Origin of the sequence: Streptomyces jumonjinensis, from assembly GCF_009600885.1 — a bacterium.
GTDB classification, from domain to species: Bacteria; Actinomycetota; Actinomycetes; order Streptomycetales; family Streptomycetaceae; genus Streptomyces; species Streptomyces jumonjinensis.
Map to the genome: position 1 here is coordinate 1 of NZ_VCLA01000033.1, position 22,147 is coordinate 22,147.

At 71.7% G+C, this 22,147-nt stretch carries 16 protein-coding genes and 1 pseudogene; 8 read left to right on the forward strand and 9 right to left on the reverse strand.

What is annotated here, in order from left to right; all coding sequences use genetic code 11:
- Positions 1-1,915: pseudogene (locus tag FF041_RS04600) on the forward strand (hypothetical protein); the annotation flags it as partial.
- 233 nt (positions 1,916-2,148) lie between these two features.
- On the opposite strand, the gene FF041_RS04605 reads toward FF041_RS04600, so the two are convergent.
- Complete coding sequence (locus FF041_RS04605) at positions 2,149-2,700, reverse strand: hypothetical protein (protein ID WP_407698107.1); 552 nt, start codon at positions 2,698-2,700, stop codon at positions 2,149-2,151.
- 519 nt (positions 2,701-3,219) lie between these two features.
- Between FF041_RS04605 and FF041_RS04610 the strand changes: the two genes are divergently transcribed.
- From FF041_RS04610 to FF041_RS04625, 4 genes are read left to right on the forward strand one after another with little or no spacing between them, the layout of a single operon-like run.
- Positions 3,220-6,051 (forward strand): sensor histidine kinase, encoded by a 2,832-nt coding sequence (locus FF041_RS04610; protein WP_153521133.1) that lies wholly within the window; start codon positions 3,220-3,222, stop codon positions 6,049-6,051.
- On the forward strand, positions 6,048-6,500 hold the full coding sequence (locus tag FF041_RS04615; RefSeq protein WP_153521134.1) for a roadblock/LC7 domain-containing protein: 453 nt from the start codon (positions 6,048-6,050) through the stop codon (positions 6,498-6,500). The genes FF041_RS04610 and FF041_RS04615 overlap by 4 nt, the downstream gene beginning before the upstream one ends.
- A 10-nt stretch (positions 6,501-6,510) precedes the next feature.
- A complete protein-coding gene (locus FF041_RS04620; RefSeq protein WP_153482407.1) occupies positions 6,511-6,915 on the forward strand; it encodes a DUF742 domain-containing protein in 405 nt (134 codons plus the stop codon).
- Positions 6,896-7,501 carry a GTP-binding protein gene (locus FF041_RS04625; RefSeq protein WP_153521135.1) on the forward strand — a complete coding sequence of 202 codons (606 nt, stop codon included), beginning with the start codon at positions 6,896-6,898 and terminating at the stop codon, positions 7,499-7,501. Before FF041_RS04620 ends, FF041_RS04625 begins: the two co-directional genes overlap by 20 nt.
- Before the next feature lie 128 nt (positions 7,502-7,629).
- Here the strand turns inward: FF041_RS04625 and glpK are convergent, their stop codons facing one another.
- The 5 genes from glpK to FF041_RS04650 form a co-directional block, all read right to left on the reverse strand.
- Positions 7,630-9,135 carry a glycerol kinase GlpK gene (gene glpK, locus FF041_RS04630; RefSeq protein WP_153521136.1) on the reverse strand — a complete coding sequence of 502 codons (1,506 nt, stop codon included), beginning with the start codon at positions 9,133-9,135 and terminating at the stop codon, positions 7,630-7,632.
- A 48-nt stretch (positions 9,136-9,183) separates the two neighbouring features.
- Positions 9,184-9,945: an MIP/aquaporin family protein gene (locus tag FF041_RS04635; RefSeq protein ID WP_153521137.1), complete on the reverse strand. Its 762-nt coding sequence runs from the start codon at positions 9,943-9,945 to the stop codon at positions 9,184-9,186.
- A 428-nt stretch (positions 9,946-10,373) separates the two neighbouring features.
- Positions 10,374-11,567, reverse strand: coding sequence for a lipid-transfer protein (locus tag FF041_RS04640; RefSeq protein ID WP_153521138.1), 1,194 nt, complete (start codon positions 11,565-11,567; stop codon positions 10,374-10,376).
- Complete coding sequence (locus FF041_RS04645; protein ID WP_323391215.1) at positions 11,564-11,995, reverse strand: Zn-ribbon domain-containing OB-fold protein; 432 nt, start codon at positions 11,993-11,995, stop codon at positions 11,564-11,566. Before FF041_RS04645 ends, FF041_RS04640 begins: the two co-directional genes overlap by 4 nt.
- 119 nt (positions 11,996-12,114) lie before the next feature.
- Positions 12,115-12,978 carry a M15 family metallopeptidase gene (locus FF041_RS04650; RefSeq protein WP_153521140.1) on the reverse strand — a complete coding sequence of 288 codons (864 nt, stop codon included), beginning with the start codon at positions 12,976-12,978 and terminating at the stop codon, positions 12,115-12,117.
- 63 nt (positions 12,979-13,041) lie between these two features.
- Between FF041_RS04650 and FF041_RS04655 the strand changes: the two genes are divergently transcribed.
- Positions 13,042-13,578 carry an NUDIX domain-containing protein gene (locus FF041_RS04655; protein ID WP_153521141.1) on the forward strand — a complete coding sequence of 179 codons (537 nt, stop codon included), beginning with the start codon at positions 13,042-13,044 and terminating at the stop codon, positions 13,576-13,578.
- A gap of 141 nt (positions 13,579-13,719) precedes the next feature.
- Here the strand turns inward: FF041_RS04655 and FF041_RS04660 are convergent, their stop codons facing one another.
- Positions 13,720-16,077: a glycoside hydrolase family 31 protein gene (locus tag FF041_RS04660; protein ID WP_153521142.1), complete on the reverse strand. Its 2,358-nt coding sequence runs from the start codon at positions 16,075-16,077 to the stop codon at positions 13,720-13,722.
- A 253-nt stretch (positions 16,078-16,330) separates the two neighbouring features.
- Between FF041_RS04660 and FF041_RS04665 the strand changes: the two genes are divergently transcribed.
- A complete protein-coding gene (locus tag FF041_RS04665) occupies positions 16,331-18,313 on the forward strand; it encodes an acetoacetate--CoA ligase (RefSeq protein WP_153521143.1) in 1,983 nt (660 codons plus the stop codon).
- 77 nt (positions 18,314-18,390) lie between these two features.
- Positions 18,391-19,476 (forward strand): hypothetical protein, encoded by a 1,086-nt coding sequence (locus tag FF041_RS04670; RefSeq protein WP_228388024.1) that lies wholly within the window; start codon positions 18,391-18,393, stop codon positions 19,474-19,476.
- A gap of 85 nt (positions 19,477-19,561) precedes the next feature.
- On the opposite strand, the gene ptsP is transcribed toward FF041_RS04670, so the two are convergent.
- Complete coding sequence (gene ptsP / locus FF041_RS04675; protein WP_153521144.1) at positions 19,562-21,232, reverse strand: phosphoenolpyruvate--protein phosphotransferase; 1,671 nt, start codon at positions 21,230-21,232, stop codon at positions 19,562-19,564.
- Positions 21,233-21,308: 76 nt separating this feature from the next.
- A complete protein-coding gene (locus tag FF041_RS04680; RefSeq protein ID WP_153485333.1) occupies positions 21,309-21,758 on the reverse strand; it encodes a PTS sugar transporter subunit IIA in 450 nt (149 codons plus the stop codon).
- Positions 21,759-22,147: the final 389 nt, after the last annotated feature.

Below are 22,147 nucleotides of genomic sequence, written 5' to 3' on the forward strand. Positions count from 1 at the left end.
GAAACTGCGGGAACTGGCCGACGACGCCGCCGAGTGCGAGGCCCGGGCCGCCGTCTGTCTGGAGCAGGCGAAAGCCGCCGACGAGGACCGCAGGGCCGCCCAGCGCGCGGGAGACGACGCCCGCCGCACCGCCCGCGCCCTGCGCGCGGAGCGGGCCGAGATCGCCGGCGCCCCCGAGCAGCTGCCCGAAGCCGACCCGGCCGCCCCGCGCACCCCGCTGCCCGCCCTGCGCGAGGCGTATCGAGCGGCCTCCCAGCTGTACGAGAAGGTCGGCGTCGGCGCCGACCTCCGCGCCGAACAGGCCCGCGCCGAGAGCGACGAGAGCGCGGCCCTCGCCGAGCTGGACCGGCTCACCAACAAGGTCCGCACCCGCGCCGCCCAACTCCTCGAAGGCACGGACGGAGCCGACGGCCCTTCCCGCCAGGCCGCCGCCGCCCGCGCCGAATCGCTGGTGCAGATGCTGGAGTCCCGGGCCACCGAGGCCAGCGAGAAGCTCGGCAGGCTCCGTGGCGAGGCCGAGCGGCTCGCGCCCGAGGACGGCACGGCGCACACCGTCCTCCCCGAGGAACGCGTCCCCGCCGACGCCGAACAGGCCCAGGCCCTGCTCCGCGGCGCCACCACCGAACTGGCCGCGCGCACCGACGCGCTGGAGACCGCCCGCGACGCCCACACCCATCTGCTCCAGGCCCACCGGGCAGCCGAGGACGCGGCGGGCGGCTTCGACGAGACCGCCGCCCTCCTCCGCGACCTGCTGCGAGAACAGCGGGACGACGAAGAGACCCCCGAGCAGGCCCCCGAGCCCTACCCCGGCAGCCTCCCCGAGGCCCGCCAGTCCGCCGCCGAGGCCCGGCGCTCACTGCGCGGCTGCGCCACGGACCTCTCCGCCGCGGAGGCATCCGTACGAGAGGCGAGCGACATCCTCGTACGGCACGCCAACTCCACCCGGTACGAGCAGGTGCGCACCCCGGCCCGCCAGCAGATCAGGGAGCTGCCCGCCGCGGCGCTCCCCGAGCACGCGGCGAAGTGGGCGGAGGCGTTCGCGCCCCGGCTGCGGGTCCTGACAGACGAACTCCAGCAGCTGGAGCGCAACCGCGACACCATCGTCGACCGGCTGCGCGGCCTGGTGGAGTCCGCGCTCGCCACCCTCCGCTCGGCGCAGCGGCTCTCCCGGCTCCCCGAGGGCCTCGGCGAATGGTCAGGGCAGGAGTTCCTGCGGATCCGCTTCGAGGAGCCCGACCAGGCGACGCTGGCCGAGCGGCTCGGCGAAGTCATCGACGAAGCCACCCGCGCCGCCGTGCGGAAGAACTCCGCCGCCGCGTACGGAGAGGGCCGCAGGGACGGCATGTCCCTGCTGCTGCGCGGAGTCCAGGCCGCGCTTCAGCCGAAGGGCATCGCGGTGGAGATCCTGAAGCCGGACGCGGTGCTGCGCGCCGAGCGCGTCCCGGTCGGCCAGATGGGCGATGTGTTCTCCGGCGGCCAGCTGCTCACCGCCGCCATCGCGCTCTACTGCACGATGGCGGCCCTGCGCAGCAACGACCGCGGCCGGGACCGGCACCGCCACGCGGGCACCCTCTTCCTGGACAACCCGATCGGCCGGGCCAACGCCACCTATCTGCTGGAGCTCCAGCGCGCGGTCTCCGACGCCCTGGGCGTTCAGCTGCTCTATACGACGGGCCTGTTCGACACCACGGCACTCGCCGAGTTCCCGCTGGTCATCCGGCTGCGCAATGACGCGGATCTGCGCGCGGGCCTGAAGTACATCAGCGTCGAGGAGCATCTGCGCCCTGGTCTGCCCCAGCAGGACCCGTCCGGTGAGACGGTGCACGGGGAGATCACGGCGACCCGGATGTTCAAGCGCTCCCAGTCCGTGCCGGAACAGCGGCCGTCTTCAAACGGACGCGGTGGCGGCTCCTAGCTCCTGGGCCCCGGCGGCTCCTAACCCCCGGGCCGGCGGCCCACCGGACCGGTTCGGCGGCGGCGCAAGCCTCCCCGGATCGGTCCGGGCCCGAGCCGGGCGACACACCGGAGAACCGGCCCGTCCGGCCCGGGACCGTCCGTACAGGTCCCACCGCCCCCGTCCCCCGCGCAGTCGGTGCTGGCGCGATACGGGAGCCGCGCGGGAGCCCGGGCCCGGTCCTCAGGTCCCGCTCAGAACCGCGACAGCTCCGAGAGCCGCCCCTGCTTCCCCGGCCGTATGAGCTCACCCCTGCGCGCCGCGGCCCTGGCGGCCCGGCGCTCCCGGCGCCGCTCACGCCGCAGCCGCCGGGCGCTGCTGCTCGGCTCCGACACCACACCGTTGCGCTGGTTCCACACCTGGCGGGTCACCCACACATCCAGCACCGCCCAGGTCGCGACCACGGTGCTGCCGACGCTGCTGAGCACCATCGGAAAGGCCAGCCAGGACCCCGCCATCGTGCAGAAGAAGGCGATCATCGCCTGAATCATCGTCAGCGAGACGATGAGCACCGCGCGGACCGCCACCGTACGGACCGGGTCCGCCATCCGCCTGCGCGTCGCGGGCTCCTCCACCCAGAGCTGACGCGCCGCCGGCGCACCGCTCCCGCCGCGACGCTCCTCCCTGTCCATGGACCCTCTCACTCCCCACATCCCCCATGTCTCTCCGGATTCGGGTTCGCCGCCCGGAGCCCACCGCTCTCCATCCGCCCCAGGCGCACCCGCCCAGGATTCCGCCCCTAACACCCCGAAGCGTCCAGGCACTCCGCCCCTAACACCCCGGAGTGCCCAGGCACTTCACCCCGGGAGCTCCGCCCCGGGAACACGGCACCGCCGGAACGGTCCCGGAGGCTTCTCCTACCTCGACTACCCGAACAACCAGAATCCCATCCGAAGCCGGGAGACGGCCCGGAACATCGGCCGACAGTCGGCCTCCCCGACCTCCTCCCCGGCCTCCCCGTCTCCCGAGACCCCTGTACAGGGAGACGAACGGCCGGGCCGGATGATTCCCGCATCCCGGGCATCAAACGAATAATTCCAGCCATCTCTCACCGTCCGGAAAATGACGCCCCTTCCGGTGCCGTATGACGCGCCGGGAATGTCAGCTCTCCGAATACCGGGACATCCCGTGATCAACGCATCTCCGACCGGCCGAAAATCGCCCAAACGTGCCTTCGAGTTGTCTGTGTGACAGTAGTAGGCTCGCGCCGTTTGTTGACGGAGGTAACCCCGGCCGTACCGGGCGGGGTTGAGCAGGGGGAGGCCATGCGCTTTCGCGGGAAGTCCATCCGCCGGAAGATCGTGGCGTTGCTGCTGGTGCCGCTGCTCTCCCTGACCGCCCTGTGGGGCTTCGCCACCGTACTGACCGGTCGCGAGGCCAACAACCTCCTCGATGTCGCCGAGGTGACCGAGGAGATCGGCCACCCGGTCTCCGACGCCATCGACGTCATCCAGCAGGAGCGCCGCCAGACGCTCGTCTATCTCGCCGACCGCAGAGCGTCCGACGCCCTCCCCGCCCTGCGCGAGAAGCGCCGGGCCACGGATCGCGCCATCGTCGGCATCAAGAAGAACGCGGCCAAGCAGGACATCCGCGACGGAATGCGCTCCGACGCCGAACGCCGGCTGGCCGCCCTCGTCGACGGGTTCGAAGGGCTCTCCGCCCTGCGCGCCTCGGTGGAGTCCGGCACCGTCTCCCGGAGCCAGGCCCTGGACTACTACAACCGGATCATCGATCCCGGCTTCAGTTTCCTCACCACTCTGCACGCCGTCCACGACGTGGCCATCGAACGCCAGGGCCGCGCCCTCATCGGCCTGTCGCGCGCCGCCGAGATGGTCTCCCGCGAAGACGCCCTGATCGCCTCGGCGTTCGCCACCGGCCGGATCACCCGGCCGGAGATACGCAAGCTCGCCGACTTCGTCGCCCACCGCGAGCTGTACTACGAGATCAACCTCGAATCGCTGCCCGCCGGCGAACGCGAGATCTACCTCCAGTTCTGGCGCAGCCCCGAGACCGCGCCGCTGCGCGACGCCGAGGAACGCCTCATCGACGGCGGCCGGGTGGAGCAGGCGGGCCCGGCCGACGCCGACGAGTGGAGCACGGCCGCGACCCCCGTGATGAACGAGCTCCGCCGCGAGGCCAAGGCCGCGGGCGAGCGTTACCAGGACCGCGTCGACCCCGCCGCGTACACCGTCTTCGTCCAGGCGGGCGTCGCGGGCATCCTCGGCTTCCTCGCCCTGCTGGTCTCCGTCATCGTCTCCGTGCGCATCGGCCGCGATCTGATCCGCGACCTCTCCCGGCTGCGCAAGGAGGCCCACGAGGTCTCGGGCGTACGGCTGCCGAGCGTGATGCGCAGGCTCGCCTCCGGCGAACAGGTCGACGTCGAGACCGAGGCGCCCCGGCTGGAGTACGACAAGGACGAGATCGGCCAGGCGGGTCTGGCCCTCAACACCCTTCAGCGCGCCGCCGTCGAAGCCGCCGTACGCCAGGCCGAGATGCGGCGCGGAGTCTCCGAGGTCTTCGTGAACCTCGCCCGACGCAATCAGGTGCTCCTCCACCGCCAGCTCACCCTTCTCGACGCCATGGAGCGCCGCACCGAGGACACCGAGGAACTGGCGGATCTCTTCCGTCTCGACCATCTCACCACCCGTATGCGGCGGCACGCCGAAGGTCTGGTCATCCTCTCCGGCGCGGCCCCCTCCCGGCAGTGGCGCAAACCGATCCAGCTGATGGACGTCGTACGGGCGGCGGTCGCCGAGGTCGAGGCCTACGAGCGCATCGAGGTACGGAGGCTGCCGCGCATCGGGGTCGGCGGCCCCGCCGTCGCCGACCTCACCCATCTCATCGCCGAACTCCTGGAGAACGCGACCGTGTTCTCACCCCCGCACACCGGTGTGCAGGTGCTCGGTGAACGGGTCGCCAACGGTTTCACCCTGGAGATCCACGACCGGGGGCTCGGCATCGCTCCCGAGCTGCTCCTCGACGCCAATCTCCGTCTCGCGGAGACCCCGGAGTTCGAGCTCTCCGACACCGACCGTCTCGGACTGTTCGTCGTCAGCCGGCTGGCCCAGCGCCAGGGCGTCCGGGTCTCGCTCCAGCCGTCGCCGTACGGTGGCACGACCGCGGTCGTCTTCATCCCGGCGGCCCTGCTCACCGATGCCCCCGAGACCCAGGGCACCGGCTTCCGTCTCGACCGTAAGAGCGACTCCCCGGCGGGACGGCGCGGCGGCGAGGGCAAGCTGTCGGCGCTCAGCAGGTCACCGGGCGCGTCGCGCCCCTCCGGCAGGGGATCCGGCCGGCCGGGCGGAGCGGCGCTCTTCGACGGCCCGGTCGAACTCGAAGGCCCCATCGGACCGCTGGGCCTCGACGGGGCCGGCCCGCTCACCGACCCGGACACCCTGATCGGCCCCGGCACCCTCGTCGGCTTCGACGACGGAGACGAGCGGGACGGAGCCTTCCGCGCCCGGTCCCGCTCTCCCCGGCGCTCCGGCCCGGACGAGCGGCGGACGCCGGACCCCGGGCCGGAGCGGATGGCGGATCCCGTGCCGCTGCCCCGCCGTAAGCCGCCCACCCTGGTCGCCGACCACGGCCGCCGGGTGGACGAGCCGGACCGCCGCCCGTCCGCCCCGGCGTCTGGCCCCGGCCCGACGGGATACCCCGCGGCAGGCCATGGCACACGGGGCACTTCACGCCACGGCACGGACAGTGCGGACGGCATGGGCAGCATGGACCGCGCGGACACCATGAGGCGCATGAGCGGCATGGACAGCACGGCGGACAGATCACGAGAGGCCGCGGCGACCGGACCCGCCACCCCCGCTCTGATCGACGGTCTGCCCCGCCGGGTCCGCCAGGCCAGCCTGGCCCCCCAGCTGAAAGCGGGCACGCCGACCGACAGCCCGCCGCCTCGGGATACGGTGACGATCGAGGAGGCGGAACGCGACGCCGCTGAAGTACGCGACCGGATGGCCTCCATGCAGCGGGGCTGGCAGCGGGGCCGCCTGAAGAACGCACGCGAGGGCGAGGAAGCCGACGGGACCACCGGCGCCGGCCCCGGTCAGACAGCACCACGAACGACATCGGAGGGGGACGGTCGATGACCGCACCGCATGCCGCAGCACACACCGCCGGCGGACGCCCGGCCACCAGGGGAGCGGCGGGCGAGCTCAACTGGCTGCTGGACGAACTGGTCGACCGCGTCGCCAGCATCCACAAGGCCCTGGTGCTCTCCAGCGACGGGCTCGCCACCGGCACCTCACGCGAGCTGACCCGGGAGGACAGCGAGCATCTCGCGGCCGTCGCCTCCGGTTTCCACAGCCTCGCCAAGGGCGTGGGCCGCCACTTCGACGCCGGCCGGGTCCGGCAGACCGTCGTGGAACTGGACGAGGCGTTCCTCTTCGTCACCGCAGCGGGGGACGGCAGCTGTCTGGCCGTGCTCGCGGACGCGGACTCGGACGTCGGTCAGGTCGCGTACGAGATGACGCTCATGGTCAAACGGGTCGGAGTCCACCTCGCCACCGCGCCGCGGACCGGTCACCCCGGAGGGTGAGGGTTCCGGCATGAGTGAATCGACTCATCACGCCCAGCACCCGCACCACTTCTTCGACGCCGAGGCGGGCCCGGTGGTCCGTCCGTACGCGATGACCCGTGGCCGTACCAGCAGTACGGCCCATCACCGCCTCGATCTGATCGCCCTGGTCGTGCCGGAGCCCGCCGCCCACCACCCCGTCCACGACCAGTCGCTCTCACCGGAGCATGTCGAGATAGTCGAGCGCTGCGAGGACACCCCGCAGTCGATCGCCGAACTCGCCGCCGGTCTGGACCTCCCGGTCGGGGTGGTACGCGTCCTCGTCGGCGATCTGGTCGAGGACGAGCTGGTCCATGTAACCCGTCCCGTCCCCCCGGCCGAACTGCCGGACGTGAATATTCTCCGCGAGGTGATCAATGGTCTTCGGGCGCTCTAGCGACAACCGGCGGCCCGTCGAGCCGGTAGCCCTGAAGATCCTGGTCGCGGGCGGATTCGGCGTGGGCAAGACGACTCTGGTGGGGGCGGTCAGCGAGATCAGACCGCTGCGCACCGAGGAGGCCCTGAGCGAGGTGGGCCGCCCGGTGGACGACACCGCGGGCGTCGAGCAGAAGACCACCACCACCGTGGCCATGGACTTCGGACGCATCACGCTCCGCGAAGACCTGGTGCTCTATCTCTTCGGCACCCCGGGCCAGGACCGCTTCTGGTTCCTCTGGGACGAACTGGCACAGGGGGCTCTCGGGGCCGTGGTCCTCGCGGACACCCGCCGGCTGGCGGACTCCTTCGCGGCCGTGGACTACTTCGAACGCCGTGGGATCTCCTTCACGGTCGCCGTCAACTGCTTCGAGGGGGCCGGCCTCTTCCCCGCCGAGACGGTACGGACCGCGCTCGATCTCGACCCCGGCGTCCCGCTGATGATGTGTGACGCGAGGGAGCGCGAATCGGTGAAGGACGTGCTGGTCGCGGTGGTCGAGCACGCTCTGGAGCGGGTCAGCGGGGAGCGCCGGCACGCCACGACCTGAGCCGACACACGGGCCCGTACCGCCTGCTGAGCAGGCATCAGTACGCCACGACCTGAGCCGACGCACCGGCCCGTACCCGCCGAACGGATACGGGCCGGTACGCACATCAGGCCGGGATCAGGCCGGGATCAAGCCGGCTCCTCCCACCCGAAGCTCCGCTCCACCGCCTTGAGCCAGTTCCCGTACTCCCGCTCGCGCGTCTCCGCCTCCATCCGCGGCACCCACTCCACCTCGCGCTGCCAGTGCGCCTTCAGCTCCTCGGTGCCCGACCAGACGCCGGTCGCGAGCCCCGCCGCGTAGGCCGCCCCCAGGCAGGTCGTCTCGGAGACCTTCGGCCGGATCACGGGCACCCCCAGCACATCCGCCTGATGCTGCATCAGCAGACCGTTGGCCGTCATCCCGCCGTCCACCTTGAGCGTGGTGATCCGGACCCCGGAGTCCTCGTACATCGCGTCCACCACCTCGCGCGTCTGCCAGCTCGTCGCCTCCAGTACCGCGCGCGCCAGATGCGCCTTGGTGACATACCGGGTCAGACCGGTGATGACACCGCGTGCGTCGGCACGCCAGTAGGGCGCGTACAGACCGGAGAAGGCGGGCACCACATAGGCCCCGCCGTTGTCCGTCACACTGGCCGCCAGGGTCTCGATCTCGGCGGCGCTCCCGATGATGCCCAGCTGGTCGCGGAACCACTGCACCAGCGCACCGGTGACCGCGATCGACCCTTCCAGGCAGTACACCGGGCTCTCGTCGCCGATCTTGTACCCCACGGTGGTGATCAGCCCGCTCTTCGACGGCACCGGCCGGTCCCCGGTGTTCAGCAGCAGAAAACTGCCGGTGCCATAGGTGTTCTTGGCGGTGCCCGGGTCGAAGCATGCCTGGCCGAATATCGCGGCCTGCTGATCGCCGAGCGCGGAGGCCACCGGCACTCCCGCGAGCCCGCCGACGGCCGTCCCGTAGATCTCCGCGGACGATCTGATCTCCGGCAGCACCGCCTCCGGGACCCGCATCGCGGCCAGGATCTCCGTGTCCCACTCAAGGGTCCGGAGGTTCATCAGCATGGTCCGTGAAGCGTTGGTCACATCCGTGACATGGACACCGCCCTCTGGGCCGCCGGTGAGATTCCAGATCAGCCAGGAGTCGATGGTGCCGAAGGCGATCTCGCCCCGCTCGGCGCGGTCGCGCAGCCCCGGCACCTGGTCCAGCAGCCAGGCGGCCTTCGGCCCGGAGAAGTAGCTCGCCAGCGGCAGTCCGGTCGCCTCCCGGAACCGGTCCTGACCGTCCGCGCCGCCCAGTTCGGCGCAGAGCGCGGCCGTACGGGTGTCCTGCCACACGATCGCGTTGTGCACCGGTTCTCCGGTGGCCCGGTCCCACAGCACCGTGGTCTCGCGCTGATTGGTGATGCCGAGCGCGCTGAGCTGATCGGCCCGCAGGCCCGCGGTGTCGAGCGCCTGCGCGACCACCGCCCGCACCGTGGCCCAGATCTCGGCGGGATCGTGCTCCACCCACCCCGGTCTGGGGAAGATCTGGCGGTGTTCGCGCTGGTCGACGGCGACGATCGCCCCGTCCTGGTTGAAGATGATGCAGCGGCTGGAGGTGGTGCCCTGGTCGATCGCCGCGACGAACCTGTCCGTCATGAACGTCCCTCTGTCGGTTGAGCGGATGTCGGAGGCCCGTGCGGCGGATCAGAAGATCACTGTGAAGAGCAGCCCCGCCAGCAGACCGCCGATCACCGGACCGGCCACCGGAATCCAGGAGTAACCCCAGTCGGACGAGCCCTTGTTGGGGATCGGGAGCAGTGCGTGCACGATACGCGGCCCCAGGTCACGGGCCGGGTTGATGGCATAGCCGGTCGGGCCGCCGAGGCAGAGACCGATGCCCACGACCAGCAGCGACACCAGCAGAATGGATATGCCCGAGCCATAGATCCCGGCGTCCTCGCCGGGAATCCGCCCGACGCCGATCCCGGCGTTCTTGCCGAAGGAGAGAATCGGCAGCACCAGACCGATGGTCACAATGATCTCGGTCATCATGTTGGTGACCGGGTTGCGGACCTCGGGAGCGGTGGCGAAGATCCCCAGCGTGGGCTGTGCCTTGTCCCGCTCCCGGTTGGCCTGGAACTGCGAGTAGTAGACGAGGAATCCGAGGACGGCTCCGAGCATCGCGCCGGCGGACTGCGCCAGGATGTAGAGGGGTACCTTGCCCCACTCCCCGGTGTCGACGGCGATGGCCAGCGTCACGGCGGGGTTGAGATGCCCGCCCGACAGCGGCGCCGAGGTGTAGGCCCCCGCCAGCACCCCGAAGCCCCACCCGAAGGTGATGACGACCCAGCCCGAGGCTCTGGCCTTGGAATGATGGAGGTTGACGGCGGAGCAGACGCCCACACCGAACATGATCAGAATCGCGGTGCCGAGTACCTCGCCGACGAAGATGTCTCCATTGCTCATGGCGGCTCCTAGGCCCTCACCCGGGGCCGGGCCCCGGTCCTGCGTGCAGGATGTGTGCTCCATGGCGTGCTCCATGGCGAGCCATGGATACGGGAGCCGGAGCAGGGGAGGGTGCGGTAGCGGTCCCGCGCCGCGCCCGGCGTCCCTGGTGAGCGTGGTGAGCGTGCCGACGTACGGCGAGGACACTGTGCCGACGTGCGGCGGTGGTGGTGGAATCGGCGTACGGCCATGCCGACGACAAGGCAGTTTTCACCCGCCGTGTGGGGCAGTCAAGGTCGCCGACAGCAAACGCGGTACGAGAACGCCGCGCGGGCGCGGCGCCCAGTGCCCGGCGGTCCGGAGCCGCCCGCCTCCCGCACACCGCGCACCTCCTCCGTACCTCCCGTATCCCCCTCGTACGCTGCTCCCGTATCCCCCTCGCACACGGCTCAGCGCACCGCGACGACCGCCGAGCCATGCCCGAACAGCCCTTGGTTGGCGGCGATTCCGGTACGCGCCCCGGGCACCTGGCGCTCCCCGGCGGTGCCCCGGAGCTGCCAGGTCAGCTCGCAGACCTGGGCGATGGCCTGGGCGGGCACGGCCTCGCCGAAGGAGGCGAGCCCGCCGCTGACGTTGACCGGGATACGTCCGCCGAGCGCCGTCGTCCCGTCCCGTATCAGCTTCGCCCCCTCGCCGGGCCCGCAGAGTCCCAGGTCTTCGTACCACTCCAGCTCCAGCGCGGTGGAGAGGTCGTACACCTCCGCGAGCGAGAGGTCCTCCGGCCCGACGCCCGCCTCGTCGTACGCCTCCCGTGCGATCGACGCGCGGAAGGAGTGCGGCGACGGGTCCACGGCGAGCGCCGAGTCGGTCGCGATGTCCGGAAGGTCGATCACGGTCCTCGGGTAGACCGGGCCGATGGTCGACACCGCGCGGATACGGACGGGGTCCGCCGCCCCGTGGCGGCGGGCGAACTCCAGGCTGGAGAGCACCAGCGCCGCCGCGCCGTCCGAGGTCGCGCAGATGTCGAGCAGCCGCAGCGGATCGGCGACGACCGGCGACGCGGCCACCTCGCCGGCGGAGACGGCCTTGCGATAGCGGGCATGGGGGTTGAGCGCCCCGGCCGCCGCGTTCTTCACCTTCACCAGGGCGTAGTCGTCGGGGGTCTCCCCGTGCAGAGCCATCCGGCGGCGGGCGTAGAGCGCGAAGTAGGCGGGATTGGTCGCCCCGAGCAGCCGGAAGCGGAGCCAGTCCGGATCGTCGGGCCGGTCGCCGCCCGCGGGCGCGAAGAATCCTTTCGGGGCCGCGTCCGCGCCCACGACCAGCACCACATCGGCCAGTCCGGCCAGAATCTGGGCGCGGGCGGCGCCGATGGCCTGCGCGCCCGAGGCGCACGCCGCGTACACACTGGTGATCCGCGCGCCCTGCCAGCCGAGCGCCCGCGCGAACGTCGCCCCCGCCACATATCCGGGGTAGCCGCCGCGCACGGTGTCCGCGCCGATCACGGACCGCACCCGCCGCCAGTCGACCCCGGCGTCGGCGAGCGCGGCCCGCGCCGCGACCGTGCCGTACCGCACAAAACTGTGGCCCCACTTACCCCACGGGTGCATTCCCGCCCCCAGGACCGCGATATCACCGGCGGTCATCGGGCCTCCTCCACCGGGCGCCAGTGCCAGGTGGTCCACACCGTCCCGGCGTCCTCGTTCAGCACCCCGGGCACTGCCTCGACCTCCATGCCGACCGTGAGATCGGCGACGGACACCCCCGGCACGGCCTGCCCGAGCACCACCATGCGCTCGGCCGCCAGCTCGACGGCGAGCAGGGTGTACGGCTCCCACTCCGTCTCCGGGTCGGAGACATAGGGCGCGGGCGGGCGGTAGCGCCCATCGGTGTACGACCACACCCGGCCGCGCCGGGAGAGCGGAACCTCGGTCAGCTCCCCGCCCCCGCAGCCGGGATTGCGGCAGAAGGAGTCCTCGCGCGGGAAGAAGACCGAGAAGCAGGCCGTGCAGCGGGTGCCCAGCAGCCGGAAGTCCTCCTCGCCGCTGTCGTGGGTGAACCATCCGGCCACCACGGGCGTGCGCGTCACAAGTCCTCCCGGCGCCGACAACTATCTGACGGAACGTCAGAAGTGTGTCACGGCCGGACGGCTCCCGGCGAGCCCCGTGTCGTCGCGGCCCTCCCGGCCGCCTCTCAGCGATCCGTCAGGGACCGCCGGGCCACCGGGAAATCGAAGTAGGTGTCCGGGAACGGTTCCGGCTTATAAGTGAAGTGCCACCATTCCTCAGGGAGATTCACAAAACCGACAGCGCCGAGAGAGGATTTCAGCAATTGCCGGTTGACGCGCTGAACACCCTGAATCCGGGGGTCCTCGGTATGCGACAGCGTATCGAAGCAGTCATAGCCGGTCCCCATGTCCACGGAATTGTCCGGGAACCGCTCCGACTGCGGCGCGGCACAGGACACCAGAGCCTCACCCGGGACATAGGGCCTGGTCGGACGGGCCGGAAGCTTGACGATCGTGACATCGACGGTGCTGCCCCTGCTATGCCCCGACTTCTCCGCGATATACCCGTCCGCGAAGAGCCGCGATTTCTCGACCTGGGGATAGAACTCCGCCTTCATCGCCTCATCGCCGAGATCTTTCGCCCAGCGGACGAAATGGTCGACCGCCCGCTGTGGGCGGTAGCAGTCGTACACCTTCAGCGAATAGCCCTGCCGCAGCAGCGTCCGCTGCGCCTTCCGCAGGGCCTTCGCGGCGGGCCGGGTGACCAGACAGAGCGGCTGGCGGTAGCCGTCCACCCGTACGCCCAGGAAAGTGTGCGCGGTGGTGTAGCGCATCTCGTGAATGATCGTCGGATCGATGTCACGCAGCGCCGTGAACCCCTTCGGAGCGGTCGGCTCCGGAGTGCCCCGGCCGGTGGGCGAGGCGGCGGCCGACGAGGCTGCGGCTGGGGCGGCGGCCGGCGAACCGGCGGCGGGGGAGCCGGCGGCGACGGCGATGAGCGCGGTGGCCGTCGCGGCAGGAGTGCGGAGAGCGGCAGCGAATCGTGTCATGTGCACACCGTCTACCAGTGATGGCCCGTACGGAAGCCCGTATGAAGGTCTGCACGGAAGCCCATGGGACAGCAGACGATCGGATACAGTCCGCGCGTGCCCAAGGACTCCTACTGCGGCAACTGCGGAGCACCGTACGGCTCCGCCGCCGGCTGGCCCCGCACCTGCCCCGCCTGCGGGGACACCGCCTACCGCAACCCGCTCCCGGTCGCCGTCGCCCTCCAGCCCGTACGCGACGCGGACGGCGCCGGGCTCGTCGTCATCACCCGCGCCATCGAGCCGAGGCGCGGCGGGATCGCGCTCCCCGGCGGCTTCATCGACTTCGGCGAGGAGTGGCAGGAAGCCGTCGTACGCGAACTCGCCGAGGAGACCGGCATCCAGGCCGCGGCCCGCGATGTCCGCCTCGCCGACGCGCTCAGCGCGCCCAGCGGCCATCTGCTGCTCTTCGGCCTGCTGCCCGAACGCCCGACCGGGGAACTCCCGCCCGCCGCGCCGACCGACGAGACCACCGGCCGACACCTGCTGCGCACCCCGGCGGAACTGGCGTTCCCGCTGCACACCACGGCCGTACGGAGATGGTTCCTGCACCGCTACGACTGACACCCGCGCCGACACCGGCCGTCACACCCCGGACCCCGCGCCGCCACGGCTCCGGGCCCGTGCCCCCCTGCCACCCCCCGCCTCATCGTCATCCCCACGCGACCCTTACGACCGACCCGCTCCCTGATCCGGCCTCACCCATCAGGCAGCCCCCAGCCCCCGCACCCGCACCCGCCGGAGCGGCGGCCCCGACCCCTCGCTCCGCAACCGCTTCACCCGCACCCACCCGTCCACCAGCCGGGTCGTATACCGCTCCACCTCCGGCTGCTCCCAGCCGTCCCCCGCATCCGCGACCACCAGCCCCCCGCCCCTGCGCCCACCGGCCGGCGCCCACACCTCCAGCTCCAGCAGACCATCGGCGCCCCGCACCGGAATCACCGAACCGGCCCGCGCGAGCACCGGCACACGGGAGAGCGGCGCGTCCAGCAGCACCTGCCCCGGCCCGTCGTACCCCTGGCCCGTCGCCGTGTCGAACCAGCGCCCCCTGGGCAGCCGCACCAACCGCCGGTCCACCCCCCGCTCCAGCACCGGAGCGACCAGCAACGCGTCACCCAGCACAAACGCGTCCCCGCACTCCCGCAACGCCCGGTCGTCGGGCGACCCCCACCACAGCGGACGGACATACGGAGCGCCCGTCAGCCGGGACAGATGGGCGAGAGTGACGAAATACGGGTGCAGCCGCTCCCGCTCGGCCAACGCGGCCCGCGCATGCTCCAGCACCGCCGGGCCGAACTCCCACGGCTCCCTGCGCCCCGCGCCGATCGCCGCATGCGTACGGAACAGCGGCAGATACGCCGCCAGCTGGAACCAGCGCAGATACAGCTCCGGCGACGGACTGCCGCCGAAACCGCCGACGTCCGGCCCCGAGTACGGCACCCCGCACAGCCCCATCCCCAGCACCAGCGAGAGCGAGGCCCGCAGCCCGTCCCAGCTGCTGGAGACATCACCGGACCAGGTCCCTCCGTATCTCTGCATCCCCGCCCAGCCCGAGCGCGAGAAGAGAAACGGACGCTCATCGGGCCGCAGCCGCCGCAGCCCCTCATAACCGGCCCGCGCCATCGCCAGGGCGTACACATTGTGCGCCTCCCGATGATCACCGCCCCGGCCGTCCAGATCGTGCCGGACCGAGCGCGGCAGCGTCGTATCGCCGAACGGAGCGAACGACACCGGCTCGTTCATGTCGTGCCACACCCCGGCGAAACCCTGCCGCAGCCGCTCCTCGTACAGCCCGCCCCACCACTGCCGCACCCGCGGATCGGTGAAGTCCGGATAGGCGCACTGGCCCGGCCACACCTCACCCCGCACCTCACGCCCGCGCCCGTCCCGCACGAAAGCCCCGGCCGCCCTGCCGCTCTCGTACACCGCGTACCCCTGCTCCGCCTTCACCGCCGGATCGATGATGGAGACCAGCCGCACCCCCGCCCGCCGCAGCTCATCCGCCAGCTCCGGCAGCGCGGGAAACCGCTCGCGGTCGACCGTGAAGACCCGGTGCCCCGCCAAGTGATCGATGTCCAGATGGACCGCGGACAGCGGAAGCCCCCGCTCCTGATAGCCGGCGACGATCCGCCGCACCTCCGCCTCGCTGCCGAAGCCCCACCGGGCATGCTGCGCCCCCAGCGCCCAGGACGGCGGGACCGCGGGAGCCCCCGTCAGCCGGCTCCAGCGGGACAGCACCCGGGCGGGCTTGCCCACGATCACCCAGCAGCGAAGCGGCCCGCCGTCCATACGGACCTCACAGCTGCCCTTCCGGTCATGACCGGAACCCGCCCCCTCCTCCCCTTCGCGCAGCGTCACCCGGCCGTCCCAGGAGTTGTCATGGAAGACCAGATGCGTACCCGCGTCGGCGACGACCAGCTGCACCGGCATGGTGATCGAGAGCGGATCGCCGTCCGGCCCGAAGGAACCCCCGGGGTCCGTGTTCCACAGCCGGTAGACGCCGTCCCGCAGCCGCGGCCCCGACGCCCGGCCGCCGAGACCGAAGAACCGGGCGTCCGCCGGGACCTCCGTACGCTGCGCCCAGCGCGCCGGCCCCCCGTTCACCGGCTCCCACCAGCGCGGCGGCAGATCCCGTCGCAGCGTCACCCCGCCGGGCGTCCGGACCTCCACCGCGCCGTGCCGCGAGACCTCCACCGTCACCCGCTCCGACACCACCCGCCAGCCGCCGTCCTTGTCCGGCTCCAGCTCGGCCCGGGGATCCGGCGCGGGCACACCATCGGCCAGCGCGTACGACGGCTCGGGCCCCGCACCGTCCCAGCCCCAGAACACCGCCCCGCCGACCACCACCCGGATCCGCAGCTCGGAACGGGCGAAACGGACGATCCCGCCGCCCGGCAGCGGCTCGGCACCGGTCACCGCCCCCGGCACCCTGGCGCGCTCCGGGCCCCGCGCGGGCAGCCCCCGCGCGTCGATCCACCGCCGCCGCAGGGCGGAACGGGTCGCCCGCACCCCCCGCAGACTCGTGAAGCCCCGCAGCGAACGCACCAGTCCCCGACAGTCCATGCAGCTCAGCCTGCCACCCGGGCGGACACGGGCGTGCCCTGTTCAGCTCCCGTTCACCCCCGGGGGGAAAGCGCATCGGGTCGACCCCGGACGGCGCACCGGAACCCTGGTGCGAAAGACGATCACATGGCATCGTCCCTGTCAGCCGTGCGCACCCCGCACACCCGTACACCCCGTACACCCCGTACAAGGACGAGGACACCTGCCGGCACCACACGGGCAGGGCAGAGCCAGGAGCACCCGGGAGCAGCCCATGACCTCAGCAGCGAACACCGCGCCTCTGTGGCAGCCGGACGCCGACCGGATCGCCGCCGCGCGGATCACCCGCTTCCAGGCATGGGCCGCCGAACACCACGGAGCCCCCGCCGACGGCGGCTACCCCGCGCTGCACCGCTGGTCGGTCGAGCAGCTCGAAACGTTCTGGCGCGCTCTCGCCGACTGGTCCGGCGTACGCTTCTCCACCCCGTACGAGTCCGTCCTCGCCGACCCCGCCATGCCCGGCGCCCGATGGTTCCCCGGGGCCACCCTCAACTACGCGGAACACGCGCTGCGCGCCGCCGACACCCGTCCCGACCACCCGGCGCTCCTCCATCTGGACGAGACCAGCCAGCCGGCCGCCATCAGCTGGGCCGAGCTCCGCCACCAGGTGGGCGCGCTCGCCGCCGAACTGCGCGCCCTCGGCGTACGCCCCGGAGACCGGGTCAGCGGCTACCTCCCCAACATCCCCCAGGCCGTCACCGCGCTGCTCGCCACCGCGGCGGTCGGCGGGGTCTGGACCTCCTGCGCCCCCGACTTCGGGGCCCGCAGCGTCCTCGACCGCTTCCAGCAGGTGGAACCCGTCGTCCTGTTCGCCGTCGACGGCTACCGCTACGGCGGCAAGGCACACGACCGCACGGCGGCCGTCGCCGAACTCCGCCGCGAACTGCCCTCCCTGCGCGCGGTGATCCATGTCCCGCTGCTCGGCACCGAGGCGCCCGAAGGCGCGCTCGACTGGTCCACGGTCACCTCCGGCGCCGTGGAACCCGTCTTCGAGCAGGTTCCCTTCGACCACCCGCTCTGGGTCCTGTACTCCTCCGGCACCACCGGGCTGCCCAAGGCGATCGTCCAGTCGCAGGGCGGCATTCTGCTGGAGCACCTCAAACAGCTCGCCCTCCACTGCGACCTCGGCCCCGACGACCGCTTCTTCTGGTACACCTCCACCGGCTGGATGATGTGGAACTTCCTCGTCTCCGGCCTGCTCACCGGCACCACGGTCGTCCTCTACGACGGAAGCCCCGGCTTCCCGGACACCGGAGCGCAGTGGAGCGTCGCCGAGCGCACCGGCGCCACCTTCTTCGGCACCTCCGCCGCCTACGTCATGGCCTGCCGCAAGGCCGGGGTGCACCCGGCGCGCGATCACGACCTCTCCCGGGTGGCCTGCGTCGCCACCACCGGATCGCCGCTGCCGCCCGACGGCTTCCGCTGGCTCCACGACGAATTCGCCGACAGCGGCGCGGATCTGTGGATCGCCTCGGTGAGCGGCGGCACGGATGTGTGCAGCTGCTTCGCCGGGGCGGTGCCCACCCTCCCCGTGCACATCGGCGAACTCCAGGCCGCCTGCCTCGGCACCGACCTCCAGTCCTGGGATCCGCACGGCAGACCGCTGATCGGCGAGGTCGGCGAGCTGGTCGTCGCCAACCCCATGCCGTCGATGCCGATCCGGTTCTGGAACGACCCGGACGGCAGCCGCTACCGGGACAGCTACTTCGAGATGTTCCCCGGCGTCTGGCGGCACGGTGACTGGATCACTATCACCGACCGGGGCTCCGTCATCATCCACGGCCGCTCCGACTCCACCCTGAACCGGCAGGGCGTACGCATGGGCTCCGCCGATGTCTACGAGGCCGTCGAGAGGCTCCCCGAGATCCGCGAGTCCCTGGTCATCGGCTTGGAAGAGCCCGAGGGCGGCTACTGGATGCCGCTGTTCGTCCACCTCGCCGAGGGGGCGGTCCTGGACGACGGGCTACGGGACCGGATCAAGCGCACCATCCGTGAGCAGCTCTCCCCACGGCATGTCCCGGACGACATCATCGAGATCCCGGCCGTCCCCCACACCCTCACCGGCAAACGGCTCGAAGTCCCGGTGAAGCGCCTGCTCCAGGGCACGCCCCTGACCAAGGCCGTCAATCCGGGCTCGGTCGACGATGTGGGCCTGCTCGCGTTCTACGAGGAGCTCGCCCGCACCCGGAAGCGGTGAGCGATCTCCCGAACCCCCGTTGTCAGTGGCGACCGCTACGGTGAGTCATCATCAGTCGACGGAACGCAGGGGGAGAAATGTCGTACCGCAAGGCATCGGGCGGAGCATCCGACGGGGCGTCCGGCAAGAGGACCGGGAAGGGGGCCGACCAGCAGGCCGGGAAGCAGACGGGCAAGACGGGCAAGGGGAGCGGCCAGCAGACCGGCACAGCGTCCGGCGAGCGCGCGGGGCGGCCCAAGCAGCGAAGCCGCACCGGCCCGCGCCGCACCGGAAGGCGTCCCGCCGGCCGGCCGTCCCTGCGCGGCGCCCTGCGCCGTGAAGTCGTCGGCACGGTCGCCGTCCTGGCCGACGCATCCGATTTCGCCCTGATGCGCCGCCGCTACCGCACCTTCGCCTTCGACGACCACCCGGAGTACCTCCGGCAGGTCGAAGCCCTCCTCAAGTCCCTCGCGGTCCGCCAGCTCCACACCACCCTCGCCCTCTTCGACCCCGAGGACTTCGCGGCGTACTGCACACAGCACGCCCTGGACCCCGACTCGGCCCTCAGCCGCAGCCGGTACACCGCCGAGATCACCGACCTCGGGGTCACCCTCCCCTATGCCGGAGAGCCCCTCGACAGTCTGCTGCCCGAGCTCATCGACACCGCGGTGCGCCGGGCCACCTGGGAGTACGCCACAGCCCTCCTCACCGGCATCGGGCAGTGCGCCGAATGCGGCGAGGACATCGGCCGGGCCGCCCTCGACCGGGCGTCCCATCTGCTGACCCGGCTGCTCGAAGCCGCCGGCCCGGGCAGACACCATGTGGTGTGCAGCGTCCACGCCCCTGAGGAACGGCTCCTCGCCGTGCTCCACGCGGACGGCGACTCGCCCCCCGACAGCCTGGTGGACGCGGCCGAGGGCGCGCAGTTCGTGGCCGTCATGGCCATCGCGATCGCCCTCGGCAGGCCCGGGGGACTCGTCCTCCGCACCAGCACCGCCGGGGCCCCCGACCGTCTGCACGGCTGGCGGCTCCAGAAGAGCGGCCTCATCCCCCTCACCGAGGGCGAGGTCTTCAGCGCCTACTGCACGGACGCGACGACCGGCGAGCCCCTGTCGCCCGAGCCCGGAGTGGAGTACCGCGCGGGCTTCGACATCGCCGCCGACACCCCGGACTCCCACCACTGAAAAGAAGAGGGCCCCGCCGCGGCGGGGCCCTCCCAAGACAACACCGGAATGCCGCGCGGCCCTCTTCGGACCGCCCGTGGGCCGCTTACTCCCCGGAGAGCACCGCCCGGGCGGCCGCCCGGGCCTCCTCGGCGGTGTCCACGGCACGCGCGGCGGCGGCGGCCCGCTCGCACTGCGCGAGCGTGTGCTTCGCCAGCGCCGCCCGTACATAGGGGATCGACGCCGCGCCCATCGACAGCGACGTCACCCCGAGACCGGTGAGCACACAGGCCAGCAGCGGATCGGAGGCAGCCTCACCGCAGACGCCACAGCTCTTGCCCTCGGCCTTCGCGGCCTCCGCCGACAGCGCCACCAGATCCAGCAGCGCGGGCTGCCAGGGATCCTGCAACCGCGCCACCGCACCCACCTGACGGTCGGCGGCGAAGGTGTACTGCGCCAGATCATTGGTGCCGAGCGAGAGGAACTCGACCTCCTGGAGAATCGAACGGGCCCGCAGCGCGGCGGACGGAATCTCCACCATCGCGCCGAACTTCGCCCGCAGCCCCGCCTCACGACACGCGTCCGCGAACGCCTTGGCGTCCATCCGGTCCGCCACCATCGGCGCCATGACCTCCAGATACACCGGCAGGCCCTCGGCCGCCCGCGCCAGCGCTGTGAGCTGGGTGTGCAGTACATCCGGGTGATCCAGCAGCGTCCGCAGCCCCCGCACGCCCAGGGCCGGATTGGGCTCGTCGGCCGGGGTGAGGAAGTCGAGCGGTTTATCCGCACCCGCGTCCAGCACCCGCACCACCACGCGCCCCTCGGGGAACGCCTCCAGCACCTTGCGGTACGCCTCGATCTGCTTCTCCTCCGACGGCGCCCGCTCGCTGTCGTCCAGGAAGAGGAACTCCGTACGGAACAGACCGACGCCCTCGGCCCCGGCCTCGACCGCGGCCGGGACATCACCGGGACCGCCGACATTGGCCAGCAGCGGCACCTTGTGCCCGTCCGAGGTCGTGCCCGGCCCACTGGAGGCCGCCAGTGCGGCCTTCCGCTCGGCCGCGGCCCGCTCCAGCTCGCCCCGCTTCTGCTCGCTGGGCTCCACGAAGACCTCGCCGGTGCTGCCGTCCACCGCGATCAGGGTGCCCTCGGACAGATCGCCGGCCCCCGGCAGCGCCACCACGGCCGGCACCCCGAGCGCCCGTGCCAGGATCGCGCTGTGGCTGGTCGGCCCGCCCTCCTCGGTCACAAAGCCCAGCACCAGGGCGGGGTCGAGCAGCGCGGTGTCGGCGGGCGCCAGATCACGGGCGATCAGCACATACGGCTCGTCGCTGTCCGGCACGCCCGGCATCGGCACTCCGAGCAGACGGGCCACGATCCGATTCCGCACATCGTCCAGATCCGCGACCCGCCCGGCCAGATACTCGCCGGCGCCGGCCAGCAGCGCCCGATAGGCGGCGAACGCGTCGTACACCGCGCGCTCGGCGCTGCTGCCCACGGTGACGCGCCGCTCCACATCGGCCATCAGCTCAGGGTCCTGGGCCATCATGGCCTGCGCTTCGAGCACGGCCTGTGCCTCACCGCCCGCCAGATTGCCCCGGGCGATCAGATCGGCGGCCACCGCGTCCACGGCTTTGCGGGCACGCCCCTGTTCGCGCTCCGCGTCCTGCGCCGGATTCTGCTTCGCCGGCGGTTCGAGGGCCGCCGTGCCCATATGCCGAACCTCGCCGATCGCCACGCCGTGGCTCACCCCGACGCCTCGCAGCGTTGTCTCCATCTCACCCGTCTCCGATCGGGCGACGACCGGTGCCGCCGCCTGTCTATGCATCTGCCCCGTCACCGCGGGTCCGGTGTCACCGCCAGGTGAAGAGGGTGTCCCCGGCCTTCACATCGCCGTCCTCCCGGACGTCGCCGAGGGAGTCGGCGGTGGCCTCCAGCGCCACGACCGGACAGATGGCGGACTTCCCCGCGGCCTCCACGGCGGTGGGGTCCCAGCGCACCACGGCCTGGCCCCGGGCCACGGTGTCGCCCTTGTTCACGAGCAGCTCGAAGCCTTCGCCATTGAGCTGCACGGTGTCGATGCCCAGATGCGTCAGCACACCGTGTCCCTCGCTGTCGACGACCACGAAGGCGTGGGGGTGGAGGGAGATGATGACGCCGTCGACGGGAGACAGAGCCTCCGACGGCTCGCGGACGGGGTCGATGGCGGTACCGGGCCCGACCATCGCACCGGAGAACACCGGATCCGGCACAGCCGCGAGTCCGATGGCACGTCCGGCAATAGGTGACGTCACTGTGGTCATGGAGCCTCCCAGGGGCGGGATTCTTTGCTGGGCCGTCGCTCTCTGTCCCGGACGGCGCACTGCTGAGCAGCGTAAGTCATACGAAGTCCTAGTTCCGCCCGAATGCTGTCGATTGGCGGCCCTGCCTCTCAGTCGACCTGGGGCATTCGGGAGCGATTTGCCTCGCATCTCGGCGGCGGGTACTGTCGTACTCCTGCCCGACCCCAGCGTGACCTTGAGTCCGGGGGGATGGGCGGGAAACCTTTCCAAGGCGCGATCTCTTACTGATCTATAGCTCTGCGTGTCCGCAGGGAGATGGTCAGGAAGCAAGAAAAAGCCTGATAAGGTTTGAACACACCGAAGGAAAGCCCGGAGGACCTGGTGAAAAGGGTCTGAAGGAAGCGTCCGTA

Coding starts and splice junctions, on each gene's coding strand:
- FF041_RS04610 (WP_153521133.1), top strand. CDS start 3,220: ATGCGCTTTCGCGGGAAGTCCATCCGCCGGAAGATCGTGGCGTTGCTG.
- FF041_RS04615 (WP_153521134.1), top strand. CDS start 6,048: ATGACCGCACCGCATGCCGCAGCACACACCGCCGGCGGACGCCCGGCC.
- FF041_RS04620 (WP_153482407.1), top strand. CDS start 6,511: ATGAGTGAATCGACTCATCACGCCCAGCACCCGCACCACTTCTTCGAC.
- FF041_RS04625 (WP_153521135.1), top strand. CDS start 6,896: ATGGTCTTCGGGCGCTCTAGCGACAACCGGCGGCCCGTCGAGCCGGTA.
- glpK (WP_153521136.1), bottom strand. CDS start 9,135: ATGACGGACAGGTTCGTCGCGGCGATCGACCAGGGCACCACCTCCAGC.
- FF041_RS04635 (WP_153521137.1), bottom strand. CDS start 9,945: ATGAGCAATGGAGACATCTTCGTCGGCGAGGTACTCGGCACCGCGATT.
- FF041_RS04640 (WP_153521138.1), bottom strand. CDS start 11,567: ATGACCGCCGGTGATATCGCGGTCCTGGGGGCGGGAATGCACCCGTGG.
- FF041_RS04650 (WP_153521140.1), bottom strand. CDS start 12,978: ATGACACGATTCGCTGCCGCTCTCCGCACTCCTGCCGCGACGGCCACC.
- FF041_RS04655 (WP_153521141.1), top strand. CDS start 13,042: ATGGGACAGCAGACGATCGGATACAGTCCGCGCGTGCCCAAGGACTCC.
- FF041_RS04660 (WP_153521142.1), bottom strand. CDS start 16,077: ATGGACTGTCGGGGACTGGTGCGTTCGCTGCGGGGCTTCACGAGTCTG.
- FF041_RS04665 (WP_153521143.1), top strand. CDS start 16,331: ATGACCTCAGCAGCGAACACCGCGCCTCTGTGGCAGCCGGACGCCGAC.
- FF041_RS04670 (WP_228388024.1), top strand. CDS start 18,391: ATGTCGTACCGCAAGGCATCGGGCGGAGCATCCGACGGGGCGTCCGGC.
- ptsP (WP_153521144.1), bottom strand. CDS start 21,232: ATGGAGACAACGCTGCGAGGCGTCGGGGTGAGCCACGGCGTGGCGATC.
- FF041_RS04680 (WP_153485333.1), bottom strand. CDS start 21,758: ATGACCACAGTGACGTCACCTATTGCCGGACGTGCCATCGGACTCGCG.